The organism is Sphingomonas arabinosi, from assembly GCF_036663715.1.
Taxonomy (GTDB): Bacteria; Pseudomonadota; Alphaproteobacteria; order Sphingomonadales; family Sphingomonadaceae; genus Sphingomonas.
In genome coordinates this window covers 1-7,987 of the sequence record NZ_JAXOJN010000037.1, presented here as the reverse complement: position 1 = coordinate 7,987, position 7,987 = coordinate 1, and the positions used below count along the sequence as shown (strand labels likewise).

Here is a 7,987-nt window from a genome sequence, read left to right as displayed (position 1 = left end):
ACTCGCTACACCTGCCGCTGGTTCGATAGTCTCGTCTGACATCACGGCCCCGTTCAAAGAGCCGCCATCAACCCGTTGAACGCTCCGCCTACAAGGCGACCTTCAGACCACGCTTACGCGCAACTGGCTGCTGGTCGACTTGAAGCCGACGGCGCGGGCGGCGGCCTGCATGACCTGATCGTCGGTCGCGCCGTAGTTGATCCGCACGACGTCGAGTATCGCGATCTCAAGCTCAGCCGGTGGCAGCGTGTCAGACTTCCGCAATGAGGCGGAGCGAACCGCGCTGCGGTCTCGTACCTTCGGCTTGCGGCCCGGCACGTTGAGGAAATCGTCTTCGTCGGAGATGCGGCCTTCGCGGATCAAAACCGCGATAGCTGCCTCGACGGCCTCTTGAATACGGGGGCCGGCTCGCTTCAGTCCCCATGCGTCGCGGATACGATTTATGACTTCGCAAGCGTGGACTGGGCCCTCTATCCGCACGACCTCTTCCGCGAGCATCGACAACGCGCCACGCGGCGTCTCGTAGAGTTCGCCGAACAGATGCGAGGGGCGGGTGAGCTCGGCCACTTCGTACAGGGTACTCGCGGGGCCCATGTCGGGCGCGGCCAAGCCGACTTCGGTGAAGCCTTCGCGTTCGAGCGTGGTGATCTCGACGTTCACGGCACGCGTGGCCTTCACGCCGGCAGCCTGGGAATCATGCTCGGCCTTGGCTGCCTCGATCCGCGCGATGACGAGGTCGATCTGTTCCTTGGGCCGCTGGAACCAGTCGGTGCTCCAGATGCGGTGGATCGTCCAGCCGTGGCTCTCCAGCACCGACTGGCGGAGCCGGTCACGATCGCGGGCCGATCGCGCGTCGTGATACGACGCGCCGTCACACTCGATGCCGATGAGATAGCGGCCGGGCCGATCCGCGTCGGATACCGCCAGATCGATGAAGAAGCCCGCGAGGCCGACCTGCCGATGAACCTGATAGCCTCTGGCTTGCAGCGCCTTGGCGACCTGCTCCTCGAACACGCTGTCGTGATGGCGGCCGGTGCTCTCCGCCATGGTCATCTTGCCGGTGCGTGCGAAGTGCAGGAACAGCTTGAAGGCGAGCACGCCCTTACGGGTACCGGCGAAATCGGGGTCGATGTCCTCGTCCGACATCGAGGCGAATACTTCGCATCGCTGCTTGGCGCGGCTGATCAGCACGTTCAGCCGCCGTTCGCCGCCGTCCATCCCGAGCGGTCCGAACCGCATCGGCACACGGCCGCCCGGGACCGTGGGTCCATAGCCGACCGAGATGAAGATGACGTCGCGTTCGTCGCCCTGCACGTTTTCGAGGTTCTTGACGAAGAACGGCTCGGAATGGTGCATCTGGAAGAATGTCTCGACCTCCGCCGGAAGGCCGCGGCGCAGGATTTCGAGCTGGTCCATGATCGCGCGGCGCTGGGCCGCGGAAAAGGCCGCGACGCCAAGCGAGAGTTCGGGATGATCGCGCGCGTGCGCGACGATCGCCTGCGCCACGACCTTCGCCTCGACCATGTTTGTGCGCGTGGCGCCGGCGTCGAACACGCCCTGTGGAATGCGGTGGAAGCGCAGGCCCATGCCCGCTTCAGCGGTGTAGGGGCTCGGCACGATGAACAGCTTGTTCTCGTAGAACTGGCGGTTGCTGACCGCGATCAGCGACTGGTGCTTGCTGCGGTAATGCCAGCGCAGCATCCGCATCGGCAGGCCGCGCGCGGTGAACAGGCCGAGAATGCTCTCGATGTCGGTGACGCGAGTGCCTGCATCGTCGTCATCGTCCGCGCCGCCGGTCATCTTCGAGAAGAAGGCGGTGGGCGGCAGCTGCTTCGGATCGCCGACGACGACGACCTGCTTCGCGCGGGCGACCGCACCGAGCGCGTCGACCGGCTGAATCTGGCTCGCTTCGTCCATGACCAGCAGATCGAAGTCGAACAGGCCGGGCGCTAGAAACTGCGCCACCGACAACGGGCTCATCATGAACACCGGCTTCAACGCCTGCACCGCGGGCGCGGCCTTCTCCATGAGCTTGCGGATCGGCATGTGACCGCGCTTGCGGGCTATTTCCGCGCGCAGCACGCCGAGCGGACCGACCGCGCCGCCGTCTCGTGCCGGAACCGCCTGGTGATGCGCCTTCACGACCTCGAAGCTTGCGGTTGCGATCCGCTGACGATCCATGTCGGCGAACTCGCGTGCCAAGCGACCGTGCAGCGTGCCGTCGAACGTGCCCAGGTAGGGATCGGCCTTGATCTGGTCGGCGTAGACCGCCTCGTAATAGGCCATCTCGAAGGCCGGCACGGCGCCGTCCGTTCCAAGGCGACCATCGGCGAGCCGCTTGACGACATCGTCGCAGCCGAGCTTCGACGTCCGCTCCGCGCGGTCACGATAGGCCGTCCACTGCGTCAGCCGCTCGCCCGACTGGTGCCAGCGCTCCAGATGCGCGTGTAGATCGGCGAGCGGCGTAGCGGCGAACGTCCCGCGGCCGAGTGCAATGGGGAGATCCAGGCGAAGCTGTTCGCCGATCGCGGTGAGGTCTTCGAGCAGACCCTTGGCATTCGCTTCGACCAGAGCCGCATCCGCAGCGGGTTCCGCACGGTCGTCGATCCTGCTGCTGAGAAGGCGTATGTCGCCGTTCGCCTGGATCCAGTCGGCGGTGGTACGCAAAGCGGCCCAGTCTGAGCTTGTCCGACGCCATGCCGTTCCAAACGCCGCAGTGCCGACCTCTGCCAGTTCGACGATCGCTACATCCTTGCGCTGAAGTTCGGCAAGGTCGTCGAGCAGCCGGCGGCGTTCGTCGAGATCGGCAGGCACGGAAGCCAGCACGCTCGAACTGGCGGTGTCGGCGGCATGCAGCCGTGTCACCACGGTCATCAAGGCTTCGAGATCGGCACGGTCCGCTGCCAGCGCATCGCCGAACGCCAGCGATTGCGCATCACCCAAACCGGACCATAGGGCTGTCAGCGACGGCGCGACCTGTTCGATCAGCGCCGTGGTTCGCAAAGCGCGCGTGTTGATTTCGCTGCGGTCGGGCCGGCGCGCGGCGATGATGCGGGGTTCGGCGCCGAGACCGCGCAGCGAACGCATCCACTCGACCACGCTCAATAGGGGCGCTGACGTCGAGCGCTCGCCGCGCCATTCGGCCCCGAAGGCGGAGCGGGCGAAATCATTCTCCTGCTCGATCGTCCGCTTCGCAGCCTGCCCTTTCGCGAGCGCGTCGAGCAACAACAGTGTCTCGTCGAGCGGCGTCGTCGGAGATGTCAGCACCGATCGAACGAGCCGGTTCGTGCGCCGCCACTCTCCGCTGAATATTTTCATGAAGCCGCTGCCATGCGAGGCGAGCGTGATCCGCGCACCTGTCATGTCCAGATCCCAGGCTGCATCGGTCAGCTTTCCGGGCGTCGCCGCGACCGCATCCTCGTACGCCGCCACCGCATCGACGACATCGGCGGCGCGTTCAACCCCCGAGTTCCAGACGTCGGAGGCAAAGGCGTCAGCGTCGGCATCGGGTGCATTGGCGACGCGCTCGCCGATCGCGGCAAGCTTCCGGGCTTCGTCGACAGAATTGGGCGCATCACGGCCGATCGTCCGCGCCAGCGCGCCCGCTTCTGCCTGCAACCGGGGCAGCACTGTCGCCAGCGCACCGACCTGCTCAAAATCTGCGAGCGCGAACGTCGATGGCAGCGCGCGCAGAGCTGCAATCGCTTCCGACAGGTCGGTCGTCCAGCCGCTCTCCGTTACAGACGACGCGAGATGGCCACGGAGATAGGCGTGGCGTTGGCCGGTTACGAGCAGCCGATCGATCTCGTCGAAGCGACGCTCCCAAACCGCGTCCGCGAGTGCAGTCCTCTCGATCGCAGGCGCCTGTGCAACCCGGTTCGCCAGCATGACGAGGATACCGATGTCGCCGAGCGACACCATCGGCGGCAGTTCGAGACGGGCCGAAAGACTGCCCTGCGCGGCGTCGAGCCCGGCGAGTTTCTCGATCATCACCATGAGCCTTTCCTCAAGCCGCTCGACCTCCGTCGGCAGAATCGAGGACAGGCCGACGCCGCGCCACGCGTGCTCGCCGGGGCGACCGATCAACGTGATCCGTTCGGCAAGCTCACCAATCACGTTATGACGCTCGGCGAAGTCATCGACCGACCATGTTTCCGGTTCGACCAGTATCAGATCGCCAGGCTTCTCACCGTCCAGCCGTAACCGGCTCAGTTGGCCGATCACCTGAAAAGGGGTGAGCCCGGATGTTGGATGCGGCGTGTGCATCCGCTGGACGTGACCGTTCAGGCTGTCGCGCGCGATCGTCAGCCGGGCATGCAGGCTTCCGGCATCCTGATGTTTCGGCGCGCCCAGCTCCCATGTTCGCCGCAATTCTTCAAGCACTGCACGCTTGTTGGCCTTGTTGCTGTGAAGCTCGAGACACGCATCGCCGACGCCGGTCGCGTCGAGCCTGCGCTTAACAACTTCGAGCGCGGCCATCTTCTCCGCGACGAACAGCACGGTCTTTCCGTCGGCGATCGCGGACGCGATGATGTTGGCAATCGTCTGGCTCTTGCCCGTTCCCGGCGGCCCCTGGATGACCATGTCGCGACCGCGTCGCACCTCGTGCACAGCCAACGCCTGTGAGCTGTCCGCGTCGACGATATGCAGCATCTCGGATGGCGGGATGAACGGATCGATATTGGCATCTTCGGGGATCATGCCCGCGCTGCCCTGGAACCCTTCGGCCAGCAGCCCGCGGACGAGCACACGCTCGGTGATTTTGCCGCCGTTCGGCCAAGTCTGCGGATCGAGATCGCGGTACATCAGGAACTTGGCGAACGAGAAGAAGCCCAGCACGACGACGTCGGGCTGAACCTCCCAGCCGGGCTTCGACGACACGGCCTCGGCGACGTCCTCGAAATAGGCTACCGGATCGAAATCCTCACCGCCCTCGAACGTCGGCAGCCGGATGCCGTGCGCGCGGTCGAGAAACGCCTCCAGCGACAGGTTCGAGGCATAGTCCTCCTGCCGCATCCTTAGCTTGAACTTCTCGCCCGCATTGCCGCGTTCGAGTTGCACGGGCACGAGCACCAACGGCGCGAACCGGATATTCGCGGCATTGTTAGGGTCGATCCACTTGAGCGCACCAAGCGTCAGATAGAGGATGTTGACGCCCTGCTCCTCCTCCAGCGTACGCGCATCGAAGTAGAGCTCGAGCAGGCGCTTTTGCAGGCCCTTGGGCGTCAGCCGGGTCTGGAGACGGGTATCGACGTGGCGCGAAAACACACCGCGTTCGTCGGCGACGTCATCCTCAGGTTGAGCAAGATCGGCAATCTCGTCCGACTCCTCCGCGGGCGCGTCTTCGCTGGCTTGCTCACCGGCAGGTGCCGCCTTGCCCGCGAGGAACGAGAAGGGGCGCGTCTCAACGACGAGCATGCGGAAAATCTCGCTGCTGACCTCGTCGACGACTTCGACCGCCTTTGCACCTTTCGCCGCGCGTGGCATATTGAGCAGCCGGTTTCTCGCCGAGAGATCGAGGAGCTCCGTCCGCGCGCGATCCAGCTTCTCATCTATGGGAAGGTCGCTCTGGAACACCGAAACGGTCGGCTCGTCCTGCTCGATACTCGGTACTGTAGCCAATTTCCGCCCCCGCCTCGCGATACTTGCGGCGATAAGGCGCGAAAAAGGTAACCAAGTCTACCACAACTTGGTCAGCCGCGGATGGCTTGGGCTCGATTATGACGCCGGCAATAGGCAGTACCCGGGTCATTTGGTATTGATTGCCTTTAGGACTTCGTACGAATGAAACTCGGCAAACGGGTCAAAATTGAAGCACAATGGGTCGTGTGGACGTCATCTTCTGGCTTACCGTTCGTTCTTAATAAGTAAACTATCAAGTGCATGTGTGTGGTCGACTATGCGAACCCAGCCCGTCGACTAGCAGAACTATATTTTTTATGGGCGACATCGGGAGTTAGGCCATGTATTGGTAGGTCCGAATCGCAGCAATGCAATGGCGGTATGGGGTTTTGTTCATGTCGGGTAAGTCGACTTTTTCAGCTTTAGTATTAAGTCCGGTTTTAGGGATGATTGGTATAGCTCAACATAGAGAAGGATACGCACATAGGTGGAAGTTCTTCCTCAGGATTATCTCTTACTATTTTGAAAATAATCACCCTGATCTCGCGCGAGAACTGGAGGCGATATACGAGAACGAGATCTGATTATGCGAATATTTCTCGATGACGACAGGTCTCCGCCCACCTGGGACTGGCACGTTGTTCGTGATGCAACTGCTTTCCTAGCCGCAATCCGCTTGTATCGACCGACGATAATAGCGTTCGATCACGACCTCGGTAGCGATGGTGCTGGCTTCACATTGCCGAGTGGGCAGCACTGTATGCATCTGCTGATAGACGAAGCGATGGATCGGCCGGCAGGATTCGATCAACTCAGATTGGTCGTGCCGCACAGCGCTTATCCCGTTGGTCGTGCAAATATGCGTCGCCTGTTGGAGCGGGCGCATCGGCACGATATTCTGCCAATATGTTCGCCTTGTCGACTACGGGTAACGAGTTACCCTTGGGAGATCACATGAGTTGCTGGCTCTCGAATTACATGCGGTGCAAAACGGAGAAGCGATCCATGACCCAATCTGAGCTAACGACGCTGGCCGATCGGCTCGCAGAAGACAACGAGTCGCAAGATCGTGCCAAGCGGATTGAAATACTTAATCAGCAGATCATGGAGAAGTCCCAGGAACAACATCTAGCGGCTTTGAACAGGCTCGAGGGATGGGCGACGTCCCCGTGGATCCTTTCCGGGGTAGGCATGGCTGTCGGGATCGCGCTGTTCTCTTTCGGCGTGCTATTCACAAAATTCGTCATATTAGCGCATTGAACGCCGAACCAAGTTTGCCTCTACCCAATCGCGTTGAGCTTTAACCAAGACGGCCAAGCGCTCAGGCGAGACCCAAGGGCTGGGCAGGTCGATCATCGTTGCGTCGCCAACGCCAAGGGCGAACGGAATGGGCTTATGCTGGTAACGAAGCGTGCCGGCCCGCGGACAAAGCTCCTACAGCGGCAATCTAAGCGAGAGGCAGGTAGGACTAGCTATCTACAGGTTTTGGCGCTCTAGCGGCCCTGGAAGCGTCTTAAACGAGCCATCGGTACCATCCGCCGACTCTCTGGCGACGAAGAAGCCTTCATATGCCGCACTATGCGCGCTTCGGTTCCAATAATGCGGTGGCACGGCATAGGCCGACTTGAGCACGATCTGCGGGGGATTAAGGAGCCTACACCGCGTTGCCGCGCTTCGCGCTGATCGCCGCGGGACTTCGGGTCTAGTGCGCACGCTCGCGTATGCGCGCTACTAGTGCGCTCGCTCGCGTATGCGCGCTAAACGGGCGCGCGCGTTTAAAGATTCTCGGATTGCGCTGGCTTCGTGCTTCATGTCGAAACTCGCGCTGGATCCGGTATATTACTTACTACGTAGTAATATGGAAACGAGGTCGTTTTTTGTTCATTTTGGTACGAAGTGGACCTATTCAGATTTGAGGTCTGAAAAGTGCATAACTCGCGGTGGTAGCCGCATAGGTGCGGATTGAGTGATGGCGCTGTCTTGCGAGCCTTGCCCCACCATTTCCGAGCCTCTCGTTGGCGCGGACCGCCTCGGAAGGCGGCCGGTTGCGTGGTGCAACCAACCGCCATGCCTCACTTTCGGTATTTCTATACCAAGCCGTCGTTTGCCGGAGGGTGGCTTGGAGTGCGCCAAGCGTCACAAAGATTGGAACCTGGCACATCACCGCCGCGGTATTTAGCCGTCAGCCACCTCGATCGAGCGTTGATTCAGCGCAAGGCGTCGTATGCCCAGCCGTCCTCCGCGTCATAAGAGAGGTGGTTCTAGGAATCTGAACAGCGGGGATAAGTGGATTGCCGATCTGACAGCGGCCATGCTGGCCGCGAAGAGGAAGCAAGATGAGCAAGCGACCCCGCCGGAACCACAG

3 protein-coding genes are annotated in these 7,987 nt (G+C 61.9%); 2 read left to right on the top strand and 1 reads right to left on the bottom strand.

What is annotated here, in order from left to right; all coding sequences use genetic code 11:
* Positions 1 to 102 precede the first annotated feature (102 nt).
* Entirely contained in the window at positions 103 to 5,622 is a 5,520-nt protein-coding gene (locus U1708_RS20245; RefSeq protein WP_332748081.1) for a DUF3320 domain-containing protein, read from the bottom strand.
* A 586-nt stretch (positions 5,623 to 6,208) separates the two neighbouring features.
* Here U1708_RS20245 and U1708_RS20795 point away from each other — a divergent pair.
* Positions 6,209 to 6,580: a cyclic-phosphate processing receiver domain-containing protein gene (locus tag U1708_RS20795; RefSeq protein ID WP_443030098.1), complete on the top strand. Its 372-nt coding sequence runs from the start codon at positions 6,209 to 6,211 to the stop codon at positions 6,578 to 6,580.
* Positions 6,581 to 6,627: 47 nt separating this feature from the next.
* On the top strand, positions 6,628 to 6,882 hold the full coding sequence (locus U1708_RS20240; protein WP_332748079.1) for a hypothetical protein: 255 nt from the start codon (positions 6,628 to 6,630) through the stop codon (positions 6,880 to 6,882).
* Positions 6,883 to 7,987: the final 1,105 nt, after the last annotated feature.